Source organism: Reyranella sp. GW821-FHT12G01 (assembly GCF_058806575.1).
Window position 1 is genome coordinate 2,537,462 of record NZ_JBXAPV010000001.1, and the last position, 24,727, is coordinate 2,562,188.

The 24,727-nt window shown below is 59.1% G+C and carries 20 protein-coding genes; 10 read left to right on the top strand and 10 right to left on the bottom strand.

What is annotated here, in order from left to right; translation table 11 throughout:
* Positions 1–179: 179 nt before the first annotated feature.
* Both AC1RP5_RS12165 and AC1RP5_RS12170 read right to left on the bottom strand, forming a co-directional pair.
* Entirely contained in the window at positions 180–1,838 is a 1,659-nt protein-coding gene (locus tag AC1RP5_RS12165) for a class I SAM-dependent methyltransferase (protein ID WP_493110899.1), read from the bottom strand.
* Between the two features lie 181 nt (positions 1,839–2,019).
* The gene (locus AC1RP5_RS12170) at positions 2,020–2,937 is read right to left on the bottom strand and encodes a hypothetical protein (RefSeq protein ID WP_493110900.1); all 918 of its coding nucleotides are present in this window, start codon (positions 2,935–2,937) and stop codon (positions 2,020–2,022) included.
* 466 nt (positions 2,938–3,403) lie between these two features.
* On the opposite strand from AC1RP5_RS12170, the gene hxsD reads away from it, so the two are divergent.
* From hxsD to AC1RP5_RS12215, 9 genes are all read left to right on the top strand, one after another.
* The gene (gene hxsD, locus AC1RP5_RS12175; protein WP_493110901.1) at positions 3,404–3,790 is read left to right on the top strand and encodes a His-Xaa-Ser system protein HxsD; all 387 of its coding nucleotides are present in this window, start codon (positions 3,404–3,406) and stop codon (positions 3,788–3,790) included.
* Positions 3,783–5,243, top strand: a complete 1,461-nt coding sequence (gene hxsB, locus AC1RP5_RS12180) for a His-Xaa-Ser system radical SAM maturase HxsB (protein ID WP_493110902.1) — start codon at positions 3,783–3,785, stop codon at positions 5,241–5,243. Before hxsD ends, hxsB begins: the two co-directional genes overlap by 8 nt.
* A 2-nt stretch (positions 5,244–5,245) precedes the next feature.
* Positions 5,246–6,412 carry a His-Xaa-Ser system radical SAM maturase HxsC gene (hxsC, locus tag AC1RP5_RS12185; RefSeq protein ID WP_493110903.1) on the top strand — a complete coding sequence of 389 codons (1,167 nt, stop codon included), beginning with the start codon at positions 5,246–5,248 and terminating at the stop codon, positions 6,410–6,412.
* A 250-nt stretch (positions 6,413–6,662) separates the two neighbouring features.
* Positions 6,663–7,274 (top strand): type VI secretion system-associated protein TagO, encoded by a 612-nt coding sequence (locus tag AC1RP5_RS12190; RefSeq protein ID WP_493110904.1) that lies wholly within the window; start codon positions 6,663–6,665, stop codon positions 7,272–7,274.
* Positions 7,275–7,749: 475 nt separating this feature from the next.
* Positions 7,750–12,738 carry a M10 family metallopeptidase C-terminal domain-containing protein gene (locus AC1RP5_RS12195; protein ID WP_493110905.1) on the top strand — a complete coding sequence of 1,663 codons (4,989 nt, stop codon included), beginning with the start codon at positions 7,750–7,752 and terminating at the stop codon, positions 12,736–12,738.
* A gap of 205 nt (positions 12,739–12,943) precedes the next feature.
* On the top strand, positions 12,944–13,396 hold the full coding sequence (locus tag AC1RP5_RS12200) for a LexA family protein (protein ID WP_493110906.1): 453 nt from the start codon (positions 12,944–12,946) through the stop codon (positions 13,394–13,396).
* On the top strand, positions 13,396–14,667 hold the full coding sequence (locus tag AC1RP5_RS12205; RefSeq protein WP_493110907.1) for a Y-family DNA polymerase: 1,272 nt from the start codon (positions 13,396–13,398) through the stop codon (positions 14,665–14,667). The genes AC1RP5_RS12200 and AC1RP5_RS12205 overlap by 1 nt, the downstream gene beginning before the upstream one ends.
* Positions 14,668–14,679: 12 nt before the next feature.
* Positions 14,680–14,919, top strand: coding sequence for a hypothetical protein (locus AC1RP5_RS12210; RefSeq protein ID WP_493110908.1), 240 nt, complete (start codon positions 14,680–14,682; stop codon positions 14,917–14,919).
* Between the two features lie 91 nt (positions 14,920–15,010).
* Complete coding sequence (locus tag AC1RP5_RS12215; RefSeq protein ID WP_493110909.1) at positions 15,011–15,406, top strand: helix-turn-helix domain-containing protein; 396 nt, start codon at positions 15,011–15,013, stop codon at positions 15,404–15,406.
* Here the strand turns inward: AC1RP5_RS12215 and AC1RP5_RS12220 are convergent.
* The 5 genes from AC1RP5_RS12220 to AC1RP5_RS12240 all read right to left on the bottom strand — a co-directional run bounded on the left by AC1RP5_RS12220 (position 15,403) and on the right by AC1RP5_RS12240 (position 21,901).
* The gene (locus AC1RP5_RS12220) at positions 15,403–15,633 is read right to left on the bottom strand and encodes a ribbon-helix-helix domain-containing protein (protein ID WP_493110910.1); all 231 of its coding nucleotides are present in this window, start codon (positions 15,631–15,633) and stop codon (positions 15,403–15,405) included. The genes AC1RP5_RS12215 and AC1RP5_RS12220 overlap by 4 nt on opposite strands.
* Positions 15,634–17,345: 1,712 nt before the next feature.
* Positions 17,346–18,056, bottom strand: a complete 711-nt coding sequence (locus tag AC1RP5_RS12225) for an HAD family hydrolase (RefSeq protein ID WP_493110911.1) — start codon at positions 18,054–18,056, stop codon at positions 17,346–17,348.
* A gap of 1 nt (position 18,057) precedes the next feature.
* The gene (locus AC1RP5_RS12230; RefSeq protein WP_493110912.1) at positions 18,058–19,095 is read right to left on the bottom strand and encodes a patatin-like phospholipase family protein; all 1,038 of its coding nucleotides are present in this window, start codon (positions 19,093–19,095) and stop codon (positions 18,058–18,060) included.
* 2 nt (positions 19,096–19,097) lie between these two features.
* The gene (locus AC1RP5_RS12235) at positions 19,098–19,643 is read right to left on the bottom strand and encodes a hemerythrin domain-containing protein (protein WP_493110913.1); all 546 of its coding nucleotides are present in this window, start codon (positions 19,641–19,643) and stop codon (positions 19,098–19,100) included.
* Between the two features lie 50 nt (positions 19,644–19,693).
* On the bottom strand, positions 19,694–21,901 hold the full coding sequence (locus tag AC1RP5_RS12240) for a catalase (protein ID WP_493110914.1): 2,208 nt from the start codon (positions 21,899–21,901) through the stop codon (positions 19,694–19,696).
* Between the two features lie 341 nt (positions 21,902–22,242).
* On the opposite strand from AC1RP5_RS12240, the gene AC1RP5_RS12245 reads away from it, so the two are divergent.
* The gene (locus AC1RP5_RS12245) at positions 22,243–23,016 is read left to right on the top strand and encodes an esterase/lipase family protein (protein WP_493110915.1); all 774 of its coding nucleotides are present in this window, start codon (positions 22,243–22,245) and stop codon (positions 23,014–23,016) included.
* A gap of 357 nt (positions 23,017–23,373) precedes the next feature.
* Here the strand turns inward: AC1RP5_RS12245 and AC1RP5_RS12250 are convergent, their stop codons facing one another.
* The 3 genes from AC1RP5_RS12250 to AC1RP5_RS12260 form a co-directional block, all read right to left on the bottom strand.
* The gene (locus tag AC1RP5_RS12250) at positions 23,374–23,874 is read right to left on the bottom strand and encodes a DUF421 domain-containing protein (protein ID WP_493110916.1); all 501 of its coding nucleotides are present in this window, start codon (positions 23,872–23,874) and stop codon (positions 23,374–23,376) included.
* A gap of 34 nt (positions 23,875–23,908) precedes the next feature.
* The gene (locus AC1RP5_RS12255; RefSeq protein ID WP_493113404.1) at positions 23,909–24,166 is read right to left on the bottom strand and encodes a hypothetical protein; all 258 of its coding nucleotides are present in this window, start codon (positions 24,164–24,166) and stop codon (positions 23,909–23,911) included.
* Between the two features lie 67 nt (positions 24,167–24,233).
* Positions 24,234–24,725: a hypothetical protein gene (locus AC1RP5_RS12260; RefSeq protein ID WP_493110917.1), complete on the bottom strand. Its 492-nt coding sequence runs from the start codon at positions 24,723–24,725 to the stop codon at positions 24,234–24,236.
* Positions 24,726–24,727: the final 2 nt, after the last annotated feature.

Consider the following 24,727-nt stretch of genomic DNA (forward strand, 5'->3'; position numbering starts at 1 on the left):
CTCTATTTTGCCGGACTCGCAGCGCACGCCAACGGCCGGAGTCTCCCGCCGAGTCCGCATGCCGCCATGACGCCGGCGCGCGGCTGCTAGCGGTGCTTACGATGGGACCCGCATACAGCCACGAGTGCCCTGCATTCGTCTAGGACGCGACCGCAGGGTTATTGCGCCGAGCCGCAGCTCTACACTGATGCCATCTCCTCCAGTAGCAGAGAAGCCGTAACGTAGCTCTGACTTGCGATGGCATAGCGATGCCCCGCCTTCCAATTACGCCGGTCGGATGCTCTCTTGAGCTCCTTCACTTTCGTCAGCGACAAATCCTTAAGTTCTGTCATGCAGCGGACCACAGCCCGCGGATCGACATTTGCAACGGCAGACATCTCGACTTCATACAGAACTAGACGGTCGCGATATCGGTCAACTGAGTGATCGTGCACAACTAGGTTAGGTCCGAATAGTGCTTTAGCCGCAGCCGGTGGAAGTAGAGCAAAGCCGGCATCGAAGGCCTGCTCACCATCCGGAAGGAGTAAATCCTCGGCAACGAAAAGCCGACCGTCAGGGCGCAAAAGTACGGCGATCGACTCAAAGACGCTAGGCCACTTTGGAGGCGGAATTTCATGCAGCACGTTACACATGACGACGACGTCCACCGTCTCAGCCAAGCTAGCTAGATTGGTGCCGTTCTCAATATATCGCTCGGTCGATCCGCCATAGACAAGTTCGATTGCCCGTCGACAGGCTTCCTGTTTGGCGGAGTCTGAATCAAATGCAAAGTAGTCGACCAACTCGCTCAGCGAGTTTGAGCGCTCAATTGAGTTAAGCTCGGACAGCAACCGGCCCTCGCCGGCACCCCAATCTACAATCCGCAAGCGCTGCAACGGCGTGTCGGGCAGCAAAACCGTGTTCAGTTGCGCGGCCTGCGGATCTGCTCCCTTGGGGCCGACGGTAATCGGTGGAAGGAGGCACTGAGACACGAACCGCCGCAACGCAAAGTTTGCGGGCTCCGCAAGGTAACCGCGAAGGTTCGCGACGTTCCTTTCGCCCCCCAGCAATGAACTAACTATATCGCCAGCTTGCGAAGCCCCATAAACAACTGCCCCATCATTTACGAACCAGGTCGAGGCCGTGCCGATGTGTGCCAAGAGGGGCAAGCTATGGGTGGCGACAAAGAGCTGTATTCCTTCATCTAATTGAAGGATCGAGTCTACCATTGCTATGAGCGCGTCGGGGTGCAAATGGTTTTCTGGTTCGTCCATTAAGATAATAAGTGGCCTCTTCTCTAATGCCTTCAAATCGGCGAGGGCATACTGAAAGTCCCAGGACTTTACGGCGATATCCAAGAGCCGCCGTTGGCCATGTGACAGGTTAGCGATATCCAGCGGAAGGCCGAAGAGGCGATAATCATCCGGCCCATGAACCTTGAGGTCAGTGTTAAGAACAACTCTGATTCTCCGGCAAAGGTCGGCATACCGGGCGATTGTCACTTCTCTGTCGACAGTTGGCTCTAACGCCGAACTGGTGGCGGCGATGTAAGCTCGACAAGCGCTGCCGATTCGCCAAAAGCAATCTTGGGAGGCCTCCAGCGTCATCGAAGGCCTGCTGTAATTCTGGAATGAAGCTACCGACGCATTATGCAATGGCTGAAAGTCTGGTGCGTTGGAGGCTATCCTCATTACGACGGGAACAAGTGTGCTCTCAAAGAAACGCGGCCATACATATTCGTCTATTCGGCGCTCGATCTCGACCGCAAGATCTAGCAGTTTCATTTCGGGCACTTTGTTCATGGCTAACCCGAGAAAGTCTTGAGTTGCGCGGCGAACCTCATCCCAGCGATGCATCATGTTGGCGATTCTATTGAGAATTCTTGACTTTCCTGAGCCGTTCGCACCTGCGATGGCGACTACACGACCAATTCGCTGAATGTCGATTGGCTGGAGGCCATCGCTACTCGGAAGCAACATAATGCGTCTGATAAAGCCTCGCTCAACCAATAGTCCCTCCTGATGACTCCGCAATAAGACGCTAATCCACCCCAAACATCGCCCGCGTTGCCCGCACCTTCTCACTTTCGATATCCCGCACGTTGACCATCGGATAACCGATCGGCGTGTTCGCGCTCTCCTCCCAGGCCTGGACGATCATGTCCCGCACCGCCTGAGCACCAGCAGCCAACCTCGCGGTAGCGAACGCCACACCGCGCGGATTGCCCTTCTTGAAGCCGCCTTCGTTCTCAATCGCATACAGCGGCGCCACCTGGGCCAGGCTGGCAAGCAGCAGTGCCTTGGTGCGTTCCTCGATCGGGCAGCCGCAAGGCCGATAGGGGCCTACCTCTTCGGCCACGGCATCGCGCTGCAGATTGCGCTTCATGAACTCGCCTTCGAAATAGGCGTGGATTTTCTTCGTCGTGTAGCCATTGGGGTTCGGGTAGTCGCCCCAGCCATTGTAATGGACCGAGCCATGCAGCGGCTGCGAGGCGTCGCCGCCGTAGTGACTCCAGACACCCAGGTCCCGGAGCGTCAGCTTCTCGCGGAGCCGGCGGTCAGCCTCAAACCATGCCTTCTCCTCTGGCGTCTCTGCCTTCTCGATGGCCTTGATTAGCGCCCGCCAATAGGCGAAGTCCTTCCGGAGCTGCTGGAAGCCGTCGACAATCGAGTACGGCAGATAGCCGGCCTTGTACTGGGTCTTGCCGCTAGCACGCAGGAGCGTGTCGTACCCCTCACGCGTAGCCGGCAGCTTGTCCAACTGAACGATGCCCTCAACTGAGCCATCGTCGGCTAGATCGACATAATGGCCAGGGTCGCGCTCGGCGTCGTGGGTCTTGCCGGCCCCCTTGGAGCGGTCCAGCTCACGGCCCATGACGGCGATTTCGGCAGCGGCCTCGGAGGTACGGATAAATGCCGGCACAGTATCCGGCAGCTTTTCGACGGCTATGCCGCTCACCCACTCGTGCCCCGTGGCGCCCCATGCACACGCTGGGGAGGGAGTGAGTGCCGACTGAATAGCGAGTATCAACAGAGCACTAAAGCGTCTCACTTGGCGACCTCTACGGACGACGTGCCCTTAGCCCGGCACGAAGAAACACGGCACACAGGCCAGATTCACACGCTCAGCAATTTATTGCACAGTCATTGCCGAAAGCTACCCAATGGTTGTACAACCTCCTGGGAATACTTGGGGAGACGGAAAATGAAGAAGCGGTCCTTTCTGCTACCGTTAGCAACGGCGCTTACCGCTCTGGTTGGCCTCGGCGCACCAAGCGCTCAGGCATCGCTGGTTGCCCCGACCGAAACAGCGTCCAATGTGGAGCCAGGCATGAAGTTGCCAGAGCCCGCGACCAGCGACCTTGTGATCGAGCGGAGCAATGCGAAAGGGCACAAATTTGCCCAGCACCGCTCTCACGGTTCACATGGCAGCCACGGCAGTCACGGCAGCCACAGTTCGCATTACTCGTCTCGTTGATATGTCTTCCAGCGCGGCCGCCCCTGTGCCAGCAAACGATGCGCAGGCGCGGTTCGATGCGCGCGTGTACCAGCTCGCAGTTATCAAAAAGGCGAGCTACCGCTTCCTGAAACTATTCGTGTCTGATATTTCACAAGAGGGCGACGAGTGGATTTGCACGCTCCACTTTCAGTCTGCGACCAGTGCGGCCGGTATTGAGCAGGCCATCAGAGATTTGAAAGCCGAAGTGCTCGACCAAGATTTGCGTGAGGCCATCGCCCGCGAGACCGAGCAAGTTCGCAACACCATCCTCGCTGTAGCGTTCTCTCGGACGGGTCTGCAGAGCAGTGAGTAGATTTCTCCCTCTTGCAGCATACGACGCGGCTGCGGACGGCCGGTACCAGCTACTACCGCTTCGATTTACGAAGTTCGACGACGACCGGTACATTCTAACAAATATGGTGGGCGAGTATGCGCTAGCGGATGCGGCTACGGTCCATTCACTGGCTCGCCACACCCTCCGACGCGGCGACCCCTCCTATGAGACGCTCAAGTCAAAGCACTTCATCAAGGACGCCGATTCCGATGTAGCCGTGGAGTTGCTGGCGCTTAAGACGCGAACGCGATACCGGCGCCTTTCCAATTTTACGGCACTTCACATCTTCGTTGTGTCGCTGCGCTGCGAGCATTCATGCCCCTACTGCCAAGTGTCTCGGCAGAGTGACGATCGCCTCGCGTTCGACATGACCGAAGAAACAGCCGACAAGTCCCTTGCTCTTGTCTTCAGGTCGCCGTCCCCAGCCATCAAGATCGAGTTTCAGGGCGGCGAATCACTTCTCAATTTCGAGATAATCAAGTTTGTTGTTCGCAGGGCGTTAGAGATTAACGCGACCGCTGGCCGTGACTTGCAGTTTGTCATTGCAACGAACCTTGCCGTCGTAACCGATGACATTTTGCAGTTCTGCAAAGAATACGAGATCTTGATTTCAACGTCGCTCGATGGGCCATCAGACCTACATAACGCGAACAGACCCAGGCCGGGAAAAGACAGTCACGCGAGGGCAGTGTCGGGCATCGCTCGCGCCCGAGACGTTTTGGGGCACGACCGCGTTAGCGCGCTGATGACAACCACACGCGCCAGCCTTGGCCGCGTGTGCGAGATTGTCGACGAGTACATAGCGATGAATTTCGGCGGGGTATTCCTCCGGGCTCTGTCTCCGTATGGCTTCGCGATCAAGACCAAGACGTTTGCCGCCTACAATACGGCCGAATGGCTGAAGTTCTACTTTGATGGCCTCAAGTACATCGTGGATCTGAATAAGCGGGGTGTTCCTTTCGTAGAATTTCAGGCCGCAGTCATCCTGACCAAAATGCTGACGCCGTTTGACACAGGGTATGTCGACCTGATGAGCCCAGCGGGAATCGGCATCGGAGCGTTGGTCTATAATTATGATGGCGATGTCTATGCTTCGGATGAAAGCCGCATGCTCGCGGAGATGAACGATACGACGTTCCGCCTTGGGAACGTCCACCAGGACAGTTACGAAGGCCTGATAACATCAGACGCACTTCTAGAGCCCCTTGAGGCATCCTTTGCCGCATCGGCGCCGATGTGCAGCGATTGCGCCTTCGAACCGTTCTGTGGCGCCGACCCTGTGTTCCATCACGCTATGGACGGTGATTTTGTGGGGCGCAAACCAACATCGGCATTCTGTGAGCGAAACATGGGCTTGTTCCGCGGATTGATCCAGATGATGGAGGATGACGACGAGACCAAGAGGATCTTTCGGCGCTGGGCGGCTGGCTAAGTATGCTTGCTCTCAACAGTCGAAACATCCGCCTCAAGGGCTTCACGCCGGGAACACCGCGCCAGGTGCTTCGCCTGCACAAACCGGAACTAGATTCCGCGAGGCTGGTGGCGGAGATGCCAATAACGCCGCTGTCTGCAGGCGGCATGCCTGCGTCCCAGCAGATCGCGTTCGTCTTCGAAGGTGCGGCAAACGAAGGAGAAGGATTCGACACCACCACCCTGTTAGTCGTGCTCCCACAGGAACTAGATTATCTGGGTGATGGCGACGTTGTGTCTCTGACCGTCGATCGACCGTCTATTCGCGTGCTCTATCGGCGAAGTTCGCCGCACAACAGCTTCTTGCTGACAGAACGGTGCAATCACTATTGCCTCATGTGCTCGCAGCCACCCAAAGATGTTAGCGACGACTGGCTGGTCGATGAGATATTTCAAGCCATCCCAATGATTGCGCCGGAGACCACGGAGATCGGCTTTACCGGCGGCGAACCCACCCTCCTCGGGGACCGCTTCTTGGGCTTGGTGCGCAGCATGCGGGACCACCTTCCCTCCACCGCGCTGCACATCCTCAGCAACGGCCGTCGCTTCGTCGATCCGACATTTGCGCGTGCCTATGCCGATATTGGACACCCAGATGCCATGATCGGCATCCCGCTCTACTCCGCGTCGTCACACGTTCACGACTACGTTGTCCAGGCTGATGGCGCCTTCGACGAAACGGTGCGCGGCATTCTCAACTTGAAGGCCGTTGGCCAAAGGGTCGAGATTCGAGTCGTCGTTCACAGGCAGAATTACGCAGGGCTTCCGGCACTGGCGGAGTTTATCGGCCGCAATCTGACTTTCGTAGACCATGTCGCCTTCATGGGGCTCGAAATGACTGGATTTGCCAAGGCCAACATCGATGAACTCTGGGTCGATCCCGTCGAGTACAGTCACAAACTCTATGACGCCGCAGCACTCGTCGATGACCTTGGACTCAGAACGTCAATCTACAATCATCAGCTCTGCACGATCGATCCACGGGTCAGACCGCTTGCCGTACGGTCAATTAGTGACTGGAAGAATGAGTACATCGAAGCGTGCGAGGGGTGCACGGCAAGAGAGGCTTGCGGCGGCTTCTTTGCTACAGGGCGAGTACGCCGTAGCGCTCATATCAAACCGATTCTCTAGCAATCAATCCTGAACGCTACGCATTCGAAGTTCGCACTCGAGTTCCTTTCTGATTGCGCACTTAGCCTATCTCTAGAAATGGTTGTGAGGCCAATCGGATTCTATTTTCTGTTGCATTGCATCTGTAGGCCACAATAAATGGGCTCGCATCACGCTTGGGGGAAAGATGCTAATCTGGGCTCGATGGCTGTCGCTGGTTGCATTTGTTCCTTGCTTGGCTTGGGCTCAATCGTCACCTCTCGAGACGGCTATGAGACAGTGCTACGCGATAAGCGGAACCGACGAGCAACTCCAATGCTTCGGCGTGGTTGGCCAACGATTCGACGATTGCAAAACAAAATCCGAAAAGAGCGACCAGGTGGCCTGCTTTGCCACGCTTGCCGGGATCGCGACTCCTGCTGCCGCCTCCGCTCCCGCTGCCGGTTCAACGGCGTCAGCCTGGAGGGTGAAAACGTCGGTTGAGAAGTTGGATGGTACGACAACGGTGGTCATGAATCTCGATTCTTCCGACCGTACCAAAACCACTTTGGGCCGTGACGAGGAAGGTACTCTCGTCGTGCGATGCCTGAAGAATACAACGGAGTTCTACATCGCTTGGCCCGACTATATAGGCTCTCATCGAAGTGCGGAGGTAAGGTGGCGGGTGGACGGCCAACCGATCGCAACGGAATGGTGGAGTCCGTCCAGCGACGGAAAGGCCGTCTTTTCGCCTAACCCGATCGTATTCTTGAAGAAGCTATTTGGCCGCAACGAATTCGTCGTCAGCATCAAGCCATACAGCAAGGTTGCAAGCACACTGACCTTTCCCGTCGCTGGCCTCGAGGAGGCACTCAGGCCTCTTAGAGAGGCCTGCAAGTGGTAGTGCTAGGTCGGTGAACATTCTGCCGACCTAAGCGCGCCATTCTAGAAAGACATCTGCATACCAGCCGGCATCCGAAGAGCAACTAGCATCTGTTCATAGTTCTGAGCCCTAGATGGAGCCGGACTACGACCCTCGGCATCCAGTCCGCGTGTAAAACGTAGGCAACAGAGCGCACGAACGACCCGCGCCAAGTAGCCGGGGGCGGCCGCGTAGCAGACAGGTAGGTCAACGACTTCGCCGCTCCTGCCGGCGAGCCCCGAGCATCGCGGAACATGAGTTTTTTCACAAGGGCCCCAACAGTCGAGCCGCCCTGACACCACCGGTCTTAGATACTCAGTGCCGACTTCAATTATGTTCGATAGCGAGCGAAAGGGCGCCCAATTCCGTTGGTGGTGTACTTCTTGCTATTGCAACCAAAACCTGAACCCGTCAGATACTTGAAAGGGTGTAGCAGGATTCTGGAGTGGGGGTAGAGGTGGGTACAGTAACCGTTCTCAACGGGCCGAGCGATTTCGCGGCGCCATCGCTTGTAACCGGTCTAGCCGGCGGAAACATAGTTGCCTTGTACGCTGCCGCCAAATTTGACCCGCTACCCAAATCAGTTGTTGTTGGACAAATTCTCGACTCTTTCGGCGCCACGGTGGGCTCCCCGTTCACGTGGGAAGTTGGCGGACAACTTCAAGGTAATATCGGTTTGGCGGCGTTATCAGATGGCAAATTCGTCGTCGCCGATGCAGTGGCGATTTTAACCTCTCAACCAACATCTCACAACGACAGCGCATTAACCCTACGCATCTTTAGCGAAACGGGATTGCTCATAAAGAAGGTTGAGATTCTAGGTCCGAACGACACCTATGGACCATTGTCCATCGCCGAACTCAACGACGGAAAGTTCGCAGTAACCTGGCAACACGGAAATTCGCCGCCCTACGGGAAGATCAGCACTCAGATTTTTGACCACGAGGGAAATCGCGTGGGAGCGACGAGTGATATTATCCAACCTTACAGTTGGATGACCAGCGCTGGGCTAGCGGATGGCAATTTCGTCGTAGTTTGGGACAGCGGCAGCGGCAGCAACGCCCAACTTTTTGCCGCAACTGGCGCAAAAATCGGTGCGGAATTTATCATCGATGAAACTCGATCGTTATCGCCAGGTAGCGCTCCAAGAGTGGCCGGCCTTGCTGATGGCGGGTTTGTGGTTGTCTGGCCCCATGGGCCCAGCGACGCGGACATTCACGGGCAGCTCTACAGTTCCTCCGGCCAGAAGGTAGGAATTGAATTTCTGGTGAACACCCAAACTAACGGAGGCCAGTATCGCGCCGATGTCGCAGGGCTGAATGATGGGCGTTTCATTGTGACCTGGACTACTGATCTAGACGTTAAAGGGCAGCTTTTCGACGCCGACGGCATAAAACTGGGCACAGAGTTCGCAGTGAGTGCGGATCCAAATCAGAGTGAAGTCGGAACGGATGTTACATCCCTTGCTAACGGTGGCGTCGCATTCGGTTGGGTACAGCATCCTACCCCATCAACAATCCCTGCCAGCTACGCAGTTGCGTCTGTGCTTGGCCTTTTCACGAAGGGCAATGATGACGTTGATTTCAACTCGCTTACTGATACTCAGCGCGCCGTCATCGACATAGTGGATCGATCGCACGGGCTTGGCGGAAGTGATCATGTAACGTTGGAGAATGGACAAGATAACTCCTTCACCTCGGGCGACCGCGCTGGCGACAGGTACCAAATTATCGGAGGAAACCAGGACGACCATGTCGTTCTAGGTGATGGCATCACCTACTACTACGGCTCGCCCGGAAACGACGAAGTGGATGGCGGGAGTGGGAGTGTCATCTTCAGCTACCAATCGGCCGACTACCTGATCGCCTCATCCAATTTCGCGTTCGGGGATTTTCATTCGTTCGCCGCGTTTACTCAACAGTCGCTACACGGTGGTCATACCTACTTAGGTTTTCAGACGAACACATCGCTTCAGAACGTTCTGAAGTTGCCCGGCAGCTCAAGCGACTACCAGATCATCGATTTCTCTGGAGACGGAACGAACAGCTTCGGTGGCACCGTCGCCGTATTCAAAACGATCGGGACAAGCGGTTTTCAGTCGAACATCTATCTAGACGCCTACGCGATCGAGAACGTGATCTTCGAGGATCCCCTTCGGCTCGACGATTCTACGAAGGTGGACCTCAAGAACGGATCCATCGCCGTAGAGATGCTAACGCTGGCTTCTGAATCTTACGGATTTCTCAAGACCCTCGAACACAAAGCGGAACCGCTTGCCTATCAGACCTCAGCGTCCTCACTTATCGGCAGAGCCGCCGAGAGCAGGCATTGGCATGCTCTCACGGCAATCGAATTGGGAATGGCTCCATCAGACTTCGAGATGCACGGCAGCCTTCACTACAGTCTTTCGAATGGTCAATATCAAGCGATCGACGAAGCGCACTCGGTGCCGCTGTACGACAAGCCAGAAGCGAATGCCCTTGTCTTCACGGGCAATGTGGAAGGAGTCCGCACGTTGGCAGTGTCGCTGCGAGGCACTGATCAGAAAGTGGACTTGCTCAACTATCCCTCATTTAAGAGTTATTACGATCTCTACAAGCCGCTCGTTGAGGCGCTGACGGACTACGTCGGGGACGCCAAGAATGGAATCCAACAAGTTTTGATATCAGGGCACAGCCTCGGCGCTGGTGCGGCGCAATATCTCCTGAGGGACCTGGCACAAGTCCAATCCAACATTCGACTTTACACCGATGGATCACCGGGAGCCGAGGATGCAGCCAAGTTCGGGGGCGGCGTGACGACGCACTTCATCAACACCGATGATGTTGTGACAACAGTTCCAGGCAATCTGGCCGTCTTCAAGACAGTCGCCTCCGCCCTGAAGGCTATTGGGTCGGCAGTCGGTGGGCCTGAAGGATATATCCTCAACTCGATCCAACCGGCCCTCGACGCGATCGAACAAAAGTATCGAGTAGGAAGAGAAGTCTCAATCAACACAGCAATCGGAACTGGGACGGGCTTAGACGAACACACGCACAGGCTCTACGTCCAGGAAGTATCCATTCTGGTCGATTTCGCTCGTGACATTGTCAGCCCGTTTTCCTGGACTGCTCTCGGAAACGCTCTCGCCACCAACCAGGTCTATACGGGCGGGAATATCCAGGTTGCCCTTACCGGCGTCGGCGGCGACGAGATGGATAAGCCGATTCCCTACGCCCCTGAATACAAACCGGCAAAGTTGCCGAGCACCAACGTCGTTTTTGTCTCGGCTGACGACGACTACGTTTTGGGAAGCAAAGACGCGAAGATCAATTGGAATAGACCTAATCTCACCGAAAAGGTCCACATCGTCGACGGCGGAGATACCATATCCGCTGATATCATCCTGCCGCAAGGAAGGGGCTCCTACGACTGGAGTGCGCATGACACGTACTACGATCTCTTCCTAGGCGAGACCTTGATCGGCGAACTGCACCGGGTCGAAAAGCTGGTATTCCTTGGTGAAGGTGAAGAATATCTGCCGCCCTTGGCAAGAGCAGCGGCAGCTCCGAACGGGGCCGATGATTTTGTAGTCCATCTCGATGGCTCTGCGACGCTGGTCCAGACGGCGGCTTCCGGTCAGACGACTTTGACCGTCGATTCGTCCTTCGATTACGCGGACACCGGCTCTCTCGACCTGACAGTCATCGGCTCCGGCAACGGAGATATCATCGCGATCGGCTCGGGGAAGGTCGCGGTTCGGGAGACGGCCGGCGACAACATCATCTTCGCGAAGAATGCCGCCGGCTCGAGCGATCTCATCGTCGAGACGGGTTCGGGCAGCAATCGTGTCATCACGGGAGCGGGCGACGACCTCCTGATCGTCGGAATCGGCGTCAACACGATCGACGGTGGCGATGGCATCGACACGGTCAGCTTCATCGACTTCTCCAAGAGTGTGATCGTCGATCTGCTACACGGCCAGGCTACAGGTACCGACATGGGTACCAGCCGCCTTACCAACATCGAGAACGCCATCGGCGGCGCGGGCGACGACACGCTGGTCGGTAACGACGCCAGCAATCGTCTCGAAGGCAATGGGGGCGATGACACGCTCGTAGGCGGAGGCGCTTCCCCGCACGGCGTCAACGAATTGTGGGGCGGCGCCGGCGCCGACGCCGCGTCCTATGCCGGCACCTCGGACGTCGTTTATGCGGACCTCGGTGCACAGGTTGGGTTCGTGGCCGGCATATTGGTCGACCGCATGAACTCGATCGAGAACCTGATCGGAGGCTCCGGCACCAATACCCTGGTCGGCGACAACGGCGCCAACGTGCTCATCGGCGGCTCCGGGATCGACTATTTGTATGGTCAGGAGGGCGACGACTTCCTGCTGGGCGGCGGCGTAGGACTCTCCCCCAACCAGTTGTGGGGAGGCGGCGGCAACGACACGGCCTCCTATGCTGGAACGTTCGGATCGGTCTATGTCGACCTCGCGGCACAGGCCGGCTACGTCGACGGCGCCCTGGTCGATCACATGAACTCGATCGAGAACGCGGTCGGAGGCTTTGGAACCAACACGCTCGTCGGCAACGATATCGCCAATGTCCTGACCGGCGGGATCGGGACCGATTATCTCTACGGTCAAGGCGGCAACGATGTGCTGATCGGCGGTGCCGCCGGCGCCGCGGCAAATCAGTTGTGGGGCGGGCTCGGGAACGACACCGCTTCCTACGTCGGCACGACCGGGGTGGTCTACGCGGACCTGTCGGCGCAAGCCGGGTATGTTGACGGAATTCTCGTCGATCAGATGAACTCCATCGAGAACCTTGTAGGAGGCTCCGGCACCACCACGCTGGTCGGCAACGACGGAGCGAACGTTCTGACCGGCGGACTTGGCACGGACTATCTCTACGGCCAGGGCGGCGACGACATCCTCATCGGCGGCGGCAAGTCGAACGGTGGCGCCAACCAGTTGTGGGGAGGATCGGGCAGCGACACCGCGTCCTACGTCGGGGTTACGGGCAGCGTCTACGCCGACCTCGGTGTGCAAGCGGTTTGGGTCGATGGCGTGTTTACCGATTACATGAACTCCATCGAGAACCTGACCGGTGGTGCGCAAGCCGACATCCTCGTCGGCAATACCGGCGCCAATCGACTGACCGGAGGCGCCGGAGGCGACACCCTTTGGGGGCGCGGCGGCGCCGATATCTTTGCCTACACGGGATATGCCGACAGCAATTTGATCAGCGGCTACGATACGATCGGCGATTTCGTGTCGGGGCTGAGCAAGCTGGACCTCAGCGCTCTGGGCATGGATGCCTCTCACGTCTCGATTCAATCCAATGCCGGCTCGACTAGCGTTTACGTCTCTGTCACCTCGGGGCATTTCAACGCCGGTACAGACATGGCTATAGCGCTTGTTGGGGCCAACGCGATTGGGATGAGCGACATTTTGTTTTCGTAAGTTGTTCTCCTTCACCCGATCCGAGACGAAGTGGCCATTGCTCTACAGATGGTGTGGCTTGCATCGCAAGCCGCAGACGGTCTGCGTCCACCGCGAGAAGCCATGCGGAAAGCCCTGTCGCTTTCGCTAAGCGCCGACTTTACGAGTCTATCGAGACAGATCCGGGTGGCGGCGGCGTGGCGCTGGGCCCAATCGGAGTGCGAGCGTGTCCGTTACCCCCCTCCGGCGTCGAACGCCGTTCGCCCCCCGCCCTGTCCAGGTCCGCCTGGTGCTAAGCGTGCCGCTGATGTCGGCCTCGGCCGAATGCGGCTTCCCCTCCCCGGCCGACGACTATCTCGATCGGCCACTCGACTTCAACGAACTGCTGATCGAGAATCCGCCGGCAACCTTCGCCGTGAAGGTCACCGGGGACAGCATGATCGGCATCGGCCTCTTTGCCGGCGACATAGCGATCGTCAACCGGGCAAAGACGGCTGTTGACCGCTCGATCGTCGTCGCACTGGTCGACGGAAACTTCACCCTGAAGCGCTTCCGCCGGCGCGGCGGCCGCGTCTGGCTGCATCCCGAGAATCCGGCCTATTCTGACATCGAGATCGCTGAAGGCACGTCCTTCGAAATCTGGGGCGTCATCAACCATTCGATCCGGATGCTGGGCTGATGCCCCGGCTGTTCGCGTTGGTCGATTGCAACAACTTCTATGCGTCCTGCGAGCGCGTCTTCCAGCCGGCGCTGCGCGGCCGACCCGTCGTCGTGCTGTCGAATAACGACGGCTGCGTGATAGCCCGATCGAACGAAGCCAAGGCGCTCGGCATCGACATGGGCGCGCCCTGGCACCTCTACAAAGGCCGCTTCGCCGAGCAGGGCGTCATCGTGCGCTCGTCTAACTACGCGCTCTACGGCGACATGAGCGCCCGCGTGATGCGGATCCTGGCCGACTTCACGCCCGAGCTGGAGATCTACTCGATCGACGAGGCCTTCCTCGATCTCGCCGGCATCGACGACGGGAAAGGGCGCCAGGCCGAGCATATCCGCCGCCTGCGCGAGACCGTGCTGCAATGGACCGGGATCCCGGTGTCTGTCGGCGTGGCGCCGACCAAGGTCCTGGCGAAGGTCGCCAACCGGCTGGCGAAGAAGGATCCCGCCGCCGGCGGCGCGCGCGCCTTGGTCGACGAGGCCAGCCAGGTCGAGGCGCTGTCCCGGCTCGAGCTCACCGACCTGTGGGGAATCGCCCGTCGCATGGCGACGCGGCTGATCGACCACGGGATCCGCACGCCGCTCGAGCTGCGCGCCGCGGATCCGCGCGACCTGCGCCGGCGGTTCGGCGTCGTGGTCGAGCGGCTCGGCCGCGAGCTCGCCGGCACGCCCTGTCACGCACTCGAGCTGCTGGTCCCGAACCGCAAGAGCATCGTGGCCTCCCGATCGTTCGGGCAGGCGATCAAGCTGCAGGCCCAGGTCGACGAGGCGGTATCGGCCTTCGCCTCGAGGGCCGCGGTCAAGATGCGCCGGCAAGGCTTGGCCACGGCGCACCTGTCGGTGTTCCTGCAGACCAATCCGTTCCGTGAACAGGATGCCCAGTACATGGCCACACGCGGGGTTACGCTCCCGGTGGCCACGGCCGACACGGCGCAGCTCATCGCGGCCGCCCGCAGCGCTCTGGCCGCGATCTGGCGGGACGGCTATCGCTACAAGAAGGCCGGCGTGATGCTGGTCGACCTGGTGAAAGCGGCCAGCGTCGGCAATGGCCTGTTCGATCGACGCGACGATCCGCGATCGCTGGCCCGCATGCGGACGCTGGACGGCCTCAACGCTCGGTTCGGCCGGGATACGGTCACCTTCGGCCGCACTGGCGCACGGCGCCCCTGGACGCTGCGCAGCAACATGTTGAGCCGGCGCTACACGACCGACTGGGACGAGCTGCTCGCGGTCTAGTAGGCTCGCACGATGACCGACCAAATGGATGCCATCCAGACCATCCTGACCGACATCGACGAGATCCTGCGCGAACGGCTGAAGGAGGCCGGCATTCCCCTCGCCCATATCATCATCGCGATCGGGCCCGACGGCGCCGCCATCGTTCGCGGCAATGTCGACCCGGAAGGCCTTGTTGAGCTGGCCAAGGACCTTACCGAGCTCGCCGAGGAAGCCATCGAGCGGCCGGACGACGGCCAGCCGATTCACTAGGGATACCTCTGGACCTGCCGTCATTTTCTCCAATACTGGCCCAAGCAACGTCCCGCATGGCGTTGCCGTCCGCCTTGAAGGTAAATTGCTAGTGTTCCATCCGATCGACGTTCACGTCGGGCAGCGCGTCAAGCAGCGCCGTTCTCTTCTGGGCATGAGCCAGGGAGATCTGGGGAAAGCCGTCGGGCTCACCTTCCAGCAGGTCCAGAAGTACGAACGAGGCACGAACCGGATCAGCGCCAGCCGCCTCTACGAGTTCTCTGCTGTCCTCAACGTGCCGGTATCGCACTTCTTTGAGGAGATGAGCGCCGGAACGGCAGGGCTCAGGTCGAAGGAAAAGCGGCAAACGAAAGCTTCAATCGCGGGCGTAAGCGACGACCAACTCAACAGTAAAGAAACGCTTCGGCTGGTGCGGGCATATTACAAGATCAGGTCTGAACAGCGGGAGCACCTGGCAGACCTGATCAAAGCCCTCGCCAAGAGCTAAAAGGCCCTTCCGGCCCGCGACGCCGTCTGCTTCAGGACAGCATGGAGAACATGAACCCTGATCGCACTGGATAGGTTGAGCTCGCCGCGGGCCTGATCGATCTCCGTGATCAGTGCGTTCAACGACAGGCGCCGCGCCTGGCCGATCGAAGCAAGTTCTTTCCAGAACGCGTCCTCCAGCGAAATGCTGGTGCGGTGCCCTGCAATGTCGACCGAGCGTTTGCGCATCGTCTGAAATTTGCCAACTGGGAAATTGCAGCTCAAGAGCAAAGTGAGTGCATCGGCACTTATCGACTCGCGTCGCTACAAAGCGGCCCCGCACCGTGGGAGTGCGGGGCCTGACCGTCGGCTCTACAGTGTGTGATGAAGAACGAACGGCTATCGCATCCTGCCCTGCCGTCAGTGAGGAAAAACGGAAAAACGATCAACCCCGTTTCAACGGTCTTCTTGATCGCCGCGCCGGAGGGAAATGCCCCGTCCAGCCCCCGCACAATCAGTCTGAAGGTTTTGGGTCTGCCGGTGGCGACTCACACTTCGCCGCCTCTTGTTCCAGCTCTTGGGCGAGACCAAGCAAGCGGGCGCGGTCGGTATCATTCAACCCATCAGCCAACCTCCGCGCGCGCTGCGCACGTGCTTTGGCGGACCTTGCTTTGTCGGCTGGTGGCGATGCCATAGGCTGTTTACGAACCTTCGCGTCGCCCGTTGCTGTCCGGGTCCGGACAGAAATGCGCTCAAGGGAGTGCTACTTTAAAAAAGACCCGGGCCACCGTGGCGGTATGCCCCCTGAATCGTCCGGTACCGAACAATTCACGCTTGTGAGGAGGTCACGCAGGTGACCTGATGCTTGCCGAGTGGAGGTAGTCATGGAGCGAAACCCCAAGGCACCGCTCAGTCCCCACGAAGAAACAATTCTGCAACGTCTCGCTGCCGACGGCGAAGCGATATGGCGCGAGTTGCCACACCGACACTTGCAAAGGTTACAACAATTTGAACTCGTGGTCACCGTTGCCGACCATCTCGTGCTGACTGTCGCAGGCCGGGCTCGCGCTGCCACATTGCGTCGGGTTTGAACTTACGTGGTGAGGACTATCCGGCCTTCCTTCGGAGAGCTAGCCGGAGGTTCCACCGGTCATCGCCTTTAACAAGGCCGCTGTTTATCCTCGAGTGGCATCCCCGCCACGCGAACGTGTGCGTTACTTGCATCGCCAGCCGACGTCATCTCTTCCGTGGGTGGAACACAGAATTCCATCGGGGATCTAATCAGCGCGCGTCGTGTTTTCTCATCCGCCACCAACTCTCGGGCCGTCGCCCAACCCAAGGGGGCCTCTACGCTTGATGCCCCGACCCTGCGTGCCAGGTCGTCGGCCGCGACCGAATTTTCGAAGACGCAGTCGATGACCGTCGGGCCAGCGTTAAAGGATCGTCTGAAAGCAAATGATCCCGATTCTTGCCGCGACCTAATAAGCCGGAGTAAGCGCTTCTCTATCGAGAGGCCGACCTGGGATGTGTGATCGACGTCGGGCAAACGGATTCGCAAGCCATGGGGTCTTGCATACCGCTTGAAGAAGTCCGTCCAGTTGACCCTCTGAGGCTTTTCCGTCGTCACAGCCTTCATGACAGTCCCTCGCTGGCGCTCGGGTCGGAAACGCAACTCCTAACGAAGGGTTGCATCCCACTGCTGAATTGTGAAACGCGCGCGATCCGATCGAGACCAAACGAAAAGAGCCCACCCCGTCGGTGTGGACGACGGAGCGGGCTCTGGACGAAGTGCACAGGGAAGTGCGCCTACCTAACGAACAGGGACGAATGAGGTTGCGCCGATGGTCACCGCACAATTGAAGAACGTTACCGGCCGTGCCGCAACGGCCCAACCGTATCCCTACATTCATCCCCATTTACCAGCCCATACGCTTAAGCTTCGGAATGTATTTGGAACAACATCAGATCGTCACGGAAGGCCTAGAGAAATGCCCCAAAGCCGAAATATCGTAACGGTTGAGAAGATCTGCGGGATCTTGGAAGACCTCGACACAACCCGCGGCGCGTAGATCTTCCTTCGACCACCCGCCGCAGCGCAGCCCAATCGTCCGCAGTCCAGCCTTCAGCGCGGCCTGAGCGTCATAAGGTGTATCTCCGACAACCATGATCCTGCTGAGGTCGGTACAGCCCAGTTTGGCGATTGCCGCCTCAAAAATGTCCGGACATGGCTTGCTGTGTTCGGCATCGTCGGATGAGGTCTCCGTCTCAATCAGATCCTCGATGCCAGCAATCTTCTTGTACTCAGCTAACTCGTCCTCCTTCGCGGACGATCCCAGCGCCACCCGGGCACCGTCGACCAGCACCCGCTGGACGAGTTCCCTCACCTTCGGAAAGGGCCGGAAATGCGGGAGATAGTGGTCTTTAAGAAGTCCAGCGCGATGCATCTCCAGCGCTTTGCCCTTCTGCTGAATCTCTTCGTGACTCAGAAACTCCGGCATGAGTTGGTCGCCACCTTTGCCGATTTGCCGTCGCACCTCGTCGAAGGCCACGGCGTGACCGAAGGCCGCGAAGGCATCGACCCAGGCTCGGGCGTGGAAGTCGACCGAATCGATCAAGGTGCCGTCGACATCGAAGATGACGGCATATCTGAATCTAGAGGCTCCGCCTGCCATGTTAGGCTGCTCGCGTCGCGGGGATGCGATCGGCGCCCGCGACCAAGGTTTTCGGCCGTCGCACGACGGTGGTCGCGCCCTGCCCGGCATCTCCCTGGGCATACTTTACCACGGCGTGACGGCCGTCCAGAAATCCCTCCGCCCAGCGATCCCGCGCTGAGGCGAGGGAGAAGTCGTATATCAGCTCTGAACCCGCTTCGCCAGTGACGGGTTGGTAACTGAGGTAAAGAACCGACGGGGCGACACGGTCTTCACCCAGGTCGCGCTGCCACAAGCGGCGCCAGGCTTCGAGGCGGTACCAGGTCTGATTGCCGTACATGAGGGCGTTCTTGCGAGCGAGCGCCGCCTGAAGGCCAACGGGTCGTGCGCCGTCGCGGGCAAATAGATCCGCAATGATCACGATATTATCTGTGCCAGTAAACTCGTCGAGCACGGGCTCCACGGGCGCATTCATCGACAGGCCACCATCGCCTAGCAAGCGGCCGGCGATCTCGACAGGCGCAAATTCGGGCAGGAAGCCGCAACTGGCCAAGACATGGTCGATGTCGATGCGGTCGCCCCTGCCCGTATCGAATATCACAGCGTCGCCTGTCTCGATGTCGGTCGTCGCGACGGTGAAGCGGATGTCGCCTGAGTTGAGGCGACCAAAGTCTATCGTCTTCTTGAAGAAGGCGACCGTCGGGGCAAGATCGTAGAAGCTGGAGAAGGAAAGGCGCGGGCCCAGCGTCTGGATGTGGCCCGACGCACCGAACAGCCGTGACTGCATCGCACTAGCCCAATTGAGCGCGTGCCGCGTAATCCCGAAGGACAACGCATTCAGGCTTTCCGGTCCGCGCAGCCAATAACTGCGCAGAACCTCGCAGCGCCGCTCGGGAGACGTGCCCGCGATCAACGCGCCATTGAGCGTGCCGGCCGAACTGCCGGCGATCCAGGCGGGCGAAAGCTCTGGCTCCTTAACCAAAGCCTCGTAGATGCCCGCCTGATAAGAACCCAGGGCGACGCCGCCCGAGAGCACAAGCGCGGTAGCACGGTCCGGCACGCCTAAGCTGCCTTCGCTTCTTTGACGGGCCGACCCTGGATCATCTTGTGGCCAGCAAAGGAGCGCGTTTCCGGGGGCGGCAGGTCCGCCCGCTTGGTGAGGTCGGCCAGAAGCTCGTCCTTTAGCATCTTGAGCTTGGTGCCCAGGGCTGCCAGATCGAGACCTGCCTCGCGCGCCTGCGCGAAGATGCCTTGCTTGGGCTGTTCCTCTTCCTTGACATGATGTTTGATCAGCTCGGACAGAACTTTCACCTTGGCGTCGTAGAAAGCGTCCTTGGGCGATCCCTGCGAGAGCTCGGCGATCAGCACCTTGGCGCCGTCATGCTCGACATAGGCCTCGTCGAGCATGTCCTCCTCGACCTTCCTGTTGCAGGCCGGATAGAAGATCTTCTCCTCGATTGCGGCATGCACGGTGAGCTCTGTGCAGATCTCCCGGACGATCGCGACCTTCTTGGTATCGTCGCGGGTTTTCTCGAATTTTTCGAAAAGCTCCTCGACCTTGCGGTGATCGGCTTTCAGCAGGGCGATGGCATCCTGTGTCGTGGGCATATCAGTTCCTTTGATTTGGATAGATTGACTGTTCAGTTTCTTGTCGTCGCTCAGTTCGGCTCGAGATTGGAAACGCGGCGCGGGAAGCGATGCATGGCCAGCGATGCCAGCAGCTTCTCGGCCAGGGAACCGGCATCGGCGATCGACACGCCTTCCCCTTGTGGAATGGCGAGGGCCTCGAGGATGGCCGCACCGTCAGGAGCCACAGCGATCGGCTTTCCATGGCGGAAGGCTTCGTCGAGGAAGCGGTGCACAAGCGGCATCGTTGCCAGTGCGGCCGCGGCGCCCGGTGGCACAAGTACGGCGTCGTAGATTACCGACGGCGCATTCGGCGCCGCGCGGTTTACGGCAATCGGGTTTCCGACATCGTCAGTGATTGCGCCGGCGGTTGGGCCGATCAGCTCCGGCACCTGTGCGGCCTTGGCAAGCGCGGCCACGATAGCCTTCACTTCCGCGGCATTCACGCCGTTGGCGCCGAGGATTGCGATCTTTCGTCCCTTAACGGTCGGCGGCGGACGGTCCATGCTCAGCGCCGGCGACTGCAACATCGCGGCCTCGGGCTTGAGAGGTCCGGATGGTGTAGGCGCAGAAGGTGTCGGGGCCTCGGGAGTGCCCGCGGGAGCGACCGGAATCCCGGTTGCCGTGGAGACCATCTCGGCCAGCTCCGGAGCGATGTTGCATAGGATTTCGTTCATCGTACGGTTTCGCACGCCTTGGTCGACTACCATGTTGAGCTCGAAGGCGAAGGCCGCCGCGATATGGTCCTTCTCCCAGTCGCTCATGCTGTTCCAGAACTGGGTGGCCTGGCTGAAATGGTCGTTGAAGCTCTCGCTGCGCTGGCGAAGCTTTGCGCCGGCTTCCTGCACCGGTGCCGAGCGGAACGCCGCCGCGGCACCTGGCTGATGCATCGGGCAGCCGCCTCCCAGGCTATTGGGGAAGTAGGCGACCTTGCCCTTGTTGATGGTCTGGCGACCGACTCCGTCTCTCTGGTTGTTATCCGCCGGTACGAGCGAGCGATTGATCGGCAACTCGTGAAAGTTCGGCCCGACTCGACGCAGCTGGGTGTCGATGTAGGAGAAGAGGCGCCCCTGCAGCAGAGGATCGTTGCTGAAGTCGATGCCCGGCACGACGTGACCTGTATGGAACGCCACCTGCTCGGTTTCGGCGAAGTAATTGTCCACATTGCGGTTCAACGTCATCTTGCCAATACGCCGGATCGGCACCTCTTCCTCCGGTATTAGCTTGGTCGCATCGAGCAGATCGAAGGCGAACTTGTGCTCGTCGGCGAGCGGCACAACCTGCACGCCGAGCTCCCATTCCGGAAAGTCGCCGCGTTCAATCGCCTCGAACATGTCGCGGCGATGGAAGTCTGGATCTCGGCCGCACAACAACTGCGCCTCGTCCCACACCAGAGAACAAACGCCCTTCACTGGCTTCCAATGGAACTTCACGAATGAAGACTGTCCTTCGGCATCGACGAAACGGAACGTGTGGACCCCGAATCCTTCCATGGTAGCGAAGCTTCGCGGTAGGGCGCGGTCGCTCATAACCCAGAGAAGCATGTGAGCACTCTCGGGCGTCAGCGACGCGAAGTCCCAGAACGTGTCATGGGCCGACTGCGCCTGAGGGATCTCGTTGTGGGGTTCTGGCTTCACCGCGTGGATCAGGTCAGGGAACTTGTTGGCGTCCTGGATGAAGAACACCGGCATATTGTTGCCCACGAGGTCCCACACGCCTTCCTGGGTGTAGAACTTCACGGCGAAGCCGCGAACGTCGCGTGGCGTGTCGGCGGAGCCGCGCGAACCTGCCACTGTCGAAAAACGCACGAACACGGGCGTCTCTGCCTTCGGGTCGCGAAAGATCTTCGCGCAAGTGATGTCCGAGAGATCCTCGTAGACCTGGAACACACCGTGAGCGGCGGCGCCGCGCGCATGGACGACGCGCTCGGGAATACGCTCGTGATCAAAATGAGTGATCTTCTCGCGCATCAGGATGTCTTCGAGCAGCGTCGGCCCGCGCACGCCGGCCTTAAGCGAGTTCTGATCGTCGCCAACGGCCACGCCCTGGTTGGTGGTCAGCACCGAACCGGGCTCGGCGGTATCGGACTGCAGGGCCATCGTCTTGATGTTTTCCTGACGCGCTACCGGGTCGGTATCGTGCGTGGTCACCTGACCTGCGGTGCGAACAGTCGCCGGGGGAACGGTAAAGGCGGTTGCGTCGTGGGGAGCCGCTGGAGTGCTGTTCGGCTTACGGGCCATTTAGGGTATCCGATCAAAATTTTGTGGGATGAGCTCAACCAACGGAACCTAGTTGCAGGGGTTGCTGCGTGCGCTGGCACACATGAGGTCCGGACGGTAGCGAACAGGCTTACAGCCCTCCGCACATTCCCACGCCAAAACGGACAAACGACGGCACACAACAAAATGCACGCCATAAGGATCTGGCTGTTGGAGAAGCACATCCTCATACCGCGCCGCACGACCCGCAAAAGTAGCAAGCAAAGAAGGCTAGTTCGCCGCAGGGAGTTCGCGGACCTTTTCGGTGCCTATCCCGTTGGTTGCAGGAGTCTTCAGTACATTTTTGTAGAGTGAGGTCGTCGATGTCTGTTTGTGAAGCGGTCCCCGCGCCGTCGAAGGCCTTGTTATTCCTGGAAGGTCGGGCCCTCTCCGAATTCACGGCGTTCTGCGTAATGCGCCCCTGGCTAGCGTTCGCGCCGCGCGGCGACGGTCACCCCGTCTTGGTACTTCCGGGATTGCTCGCCGACGATGGAAGCACTCGGCCACTCCGCGACTTCCTAAAGGACCATGGCTACCGAGTGCATGGGTGGAAGCAAGGGCGCAATTGCGGGCTGCGGGAGAATGTCGAGGCCGACATGGTGGCGCGTGTCGACGAGCTGTATGAGCGTCACGGCCGGCGCAAGATCAGCCTCATCGGTTGGAGCTTGGGCGGCCTTTACGCCCGCCACATTGCCAAAATTCGAGCCGACAAAATTCGCTGCATGATCAGCCTTGGCAGCCCATTCGCCGGCTCGCCGCTCAGCACAAATGCCTGGCAGGTCTACGAATGGGCCTCGGGTACCAAAGTCGATAATCATCTCGAATTGAGTAGTGGGGCGATCGAAGAGGCGCCTCCGGTACCCACTACATCGGTGTTCAGTCGAACCGACGGTATCTGCGCGTGGCAGAATTGCCTGAACAACGAGACCGACGCAGCTGAAAATATTGAAGTGATCGGAAGCCACTGCGGCCTCGGACACAACCCGGCGGCGGTGTTCGCGGTCGCCGATCGGCTCGCTCAGCCCGAAGGTCAGTGGCGGAAGTTCGATCGGTCGGGTTGGCGCAGCCTCGTCTATCCGGATGCGAAGCGCGATTAATCCACGTGAGGAACCTGTTTAGTGGCCGCAACCGGCAATCGACCAGATCCCGTAGAAGGGGTGAACTGTGGAACGACTCACCTCAAATCGCGTTCGGCTGCAATGATCACGCAACTGGAACCGCCTCTACCCTTGGAGACTCCAAAGGGACCCGGTCTCGCTCATTTCGTCATTGATTATGGACCTGAGTCCCACTTGCTATGGGTAGTCTTTCTGGATGAGGGAGGCGCTTGTTGGACCGTTCCCAATCCTGAGATCCGTATCCAGCGCAACTGGTCGCTTCGACGTCGGGAAAAGGTCACTCCCCTCTAGCTTGCAAACACCTTCGCGATCTACAGCCAGCTCGCAATTCTCACCTCATGAAGTGCTCTTGATGAAGCTGATGCGGCCGTCAGCTTCCATGTACGCTGCCTCGATTTCCGAGCAGTCTTTCAGCCCTTCCTCACGGACCTGCGCCATCAACTCCTCAACGGTCACCAACTCCTTACGCATGTTGCGACGAAGGAAACGTCCGTTTTCGATGAGCTTCAGCTTAGGTTCGCGGGTGAGCCTCTCAAAGGCGGGAAATTTGTACTGAAGCCATTCGATTACGTAGCTGCAGCATAGAATGATGAAGATCACGATGCCGGCGTCGACGACCGACTGAGAACTCGGCAGGAAACCCTGCCCGGCCACCTCTGATATCAGAACCAATACGAGAATGTCTGAAGTTCCGAGACCTCCGACTTGCCGACGCAGCACAAGTCGCAGCAGAACGAACACGATCATATACATGACCACGCCTCGCACGATGAGCTCAGCAATGCCAAGCTCCGGCGTGAATATCGCCCTCCAATCTGCATCGACAAGCCACGGCATGATTGTTGTCGCCCCTGGCTAGGTGTTTTCGGGCTTAGCGGCGCCGGTCGCCCTTGTCGCCCTGCCCCGCCTTGGCGATCTTCCTCGCCTTCTGCCGGCGATCGGAAGCCAGCGACTTGCTGACGTCGACCACTTCCTTGAACGACGTCCCGCGCGGGTTGCGCCGCACATAGAGCTTGTTCGTTCCGGTGTCGATCAGCTCGCGCTTGGCGGCAGACTTCCGTGCCGCTTTCTTCTTCGCGACCTTCTTCTTGGCGACCTTCTTTTTAGCGGTCTTCTTCTTCGCGGCCATCGCTGCTCCTCTTTCCAGACGAGGCGCTAAACGATCCCGCTACATGAAAGTTGCAGGTCCGCTCGCCTCAGTGGAGCAGCGGCCGTTTCTCGACCTCCGGAATCGCCGCCAGCTGCCGGCGAAACTCCGCGGCGAACGCCGTTCGCCGCGCCTTCTTCGTGGTGCGCTGGCTGAACTTGAGGGAGGCGATCGCACGCAGCGCCGCGATATGGATCGTGGCGGTCGTGAGATTGATGTGCTTCTCGAATTTCGGCTGGCTCGACATATCCACGGCGAGCATGAAGCGCGCATAGAACGACACCCGGACAGCATCGTCGGCGATCAACCGGCCGACGGAGAACCAGGCGCGATTGAAGGGCGTGTCTTCAACCCTCGTGCGCTTGCCCGTCACCGCGTCCACCCACTCCGTCTCGAAGTCGTTGACGAAGATCCGTCCCGCCAGCACGTCGAGAACGTGACTGAAGCCACGTACGAAATCGTCTGTCGCTATCGCGACATAGTCGCCGCTCGCAAGGCCGGGCGTCGCCAGGGTGCGCGCGTCGGTATCGGCGACCGACATCT

Coding starts and splice junctions, on each gene's coding strand:
- AC1RP5_RS12165 (WP_493110899.1), bottom strand. CDS start 1,838: ATGATGCATCGCTGGGATGAGGTTCGCCGCGCAACTCAAGACTTTCTC.
- hxsD (WP_493110901.1), top strand. CDS start 3,404: ATGGCAGCCACGGCAGTCACGGCAGCCACAGTTCGCATTACTCGTCTC.
- hxsC (WP_493110903.1), top strand. CDS start 5,246: ATGCTTGCTCTCAACAGTCGAAACATCCGCCTCAAGGGCTTCACGCCG.
- AC1RP5_RS12190 (WP_493110904.1), top strand. CDS start 6,663: ATGAGACAGTGCTACGCGATAAGCGGAACCGACGAGCAACTCCAATGC.
- AC1RP5_RS12205 (WP_493110907.1), top strand. CDS start 13,396: ATGCCCCGGCTGTTCGCGTTGGTCGATTGCAACAACTTCTATGCGTCC.
- AC1RP5_RS12210 (WP_493110908.1), top strand. CDS start 14,680: ATGACCGACCAAATGGATGCCATCCAGACCATCCTGACCGACATCGAC.
- AC1RP5_RS12220 (WP_493110910.1), bottom strand. CDS start 15,633: ATGCGCAAACGCTCGGTCGACATTGCAGGGCACCGCACCAGCATTTCG.
- AC1RP5_RS12225 (WP_493110911.1), bottom strand. CDS start 18,056: ATGGCAGGCGGAGCCTCTAGATTCAGATATGCCGTCATCTTCGATGTC.
- AC1RP5_RS12235 (WP_493110913.1), bottom strand. CDS start 19,643: ATGCCCACGACACAGGATGCCATCGCCCTGCTGAAAGCCGATCACCGC.
- AC1RP5_RS12240 (WP_493110914.1), bottom strand. CDS start 21,901: ATGGCCCGTAAGCCGAACAGCACTCCAGCGGCTCCCCACGACGCAACC.
- AC1RP5_RS12245 (WP_493110915.1), top strand. CDS start 22,243: ATGTCTGTTTGTGAAGCGGTCCCCGCGCCGTCGAAGGCCTTGTTATTC.
- AC1RP5_RS12250 (WP_493110916.1), bottom strand. CDS start 23,874: ATGCCGTGGCTTGTCGATGCAGATTGGAGGGCGATATTCACGCCGGAG.
- AC1RP5_RS12255 (WP_493113404.1), bottom strand. CDS start 24,166: ATGGCCGCGAAGAAGAAGACCGCTAAAAAGAAGGTCGCCAAGAAGAAG.
- AC1RP5_RS12260 (WP_493110917.1), bottom strand. CDS start 24,725: ATGTCGGTCGCCGATACCGACGCGCGCACCCTGGCGACGCCCGGCCTT.